Annotated in this window: 1 protein-coding gene; it reads right to left on the bottom strand. The window is 61.4% G+C overall.

Features of this window, described 5'->3' with window-relative positions:
* A partial coding sequence (gene glyA / locus AC2FLB_RS20780) for a serine hydroxymethyltransferase (protein ID WP_496710001.1) occupies positions 1–1071 on the bottom strand: 1071 nt, incomplete at both ends.

Here is a 1071-nt window from a genome sequence, read left to right as displayed (position 1 = left end):
GGTTTTGACTTTGGCCTCGACCTCACCGTTACCGTCCTCGCCATTTGCGGCCAGACCGTCGACCACTTCGATGATCCAGTCGGCGATCTGGCGGAACTCGGCCTCGCCGAAGCCGCGGGTGGTGCCTGCGGGGCTGCCAAGGCGGATGCCGCTGGTCACCATCGGTTTTTCGGGATCGAACGGGACACCGTTCTTGTTGCAGGTGATATGCGCCCGGCCCAGTGCCTTTTCGGTCGCGTTGCCTTTGACGCCTTTAGGGCGCAGGTCCACCAGAACCACATGGGTGTCGGTGCCGTGGGTGACTGTGTCGAGCCCACCTTTGATCAACTGGTCCGACAGGGCCTGTGCGTTGGTGACCACCTGGGCGATGTAGTCCTTGAACTCGGGTCGCAGTGCTTCGCCAAAGGCCACGGCCTTGGCCGCGATGACATGCATCAGCGGGCCGCCCTGAATGCCAGGGAAGATGGCCGAGTTCACTTTCTTGGCGATCGCCTCGTCATTGGTCAGGATCATGCCGCCCCGCGGACCGCGCAGGGTTTTATGCGTGGTGGTGGTAGCCACATGCGCATGCGGGAAGGGCGATGGGTGTGCGCCTGTCGCGACCAGACCGGCGATATGGGCCATGTCGACATGCAGATAGGCGCCGACCATGTCCGCGATCTCGCGCATGCGGGCAAAATCAATGATGCGCGGAATGGCCGACCCGCCTGCGATGATCAGCTTGGGCTGATGCTCTTTCGCCAGCGCTTCGATCTGGTCATAGTCGATCTGGTTGTCCTGTTTGCGCACACCGTAATGGACGGCGTTGAACCACTTGCCCGACTGGTTGGGTGCGGCGCCATGGGTCAGGTGGCCCCCCGCATCCAGGCTCATGCCCAGGATGGTGTCGCCGGGTTTGATCAGTGCCTGGAACACGCCCTGGTTTGCCTGAGAGCCAGAGTTCGGCTGGACGTTTGCAAAGCCGCAACCGAACAGCTGCTTGGCGCGGTCGATGGCCATATTTTCAGCGATATCAACAAATTGACACCCGCCATAGTAACGCCTGCCGGGGTATCCTTCGGCGTATTTGTT

It is taken from the genome of Ruegeria sp. CDSA236, from assembly GCF_059611285.1.
This window is presented reverse-complemented; position numbering and strand designations above follow the sequence as displayed.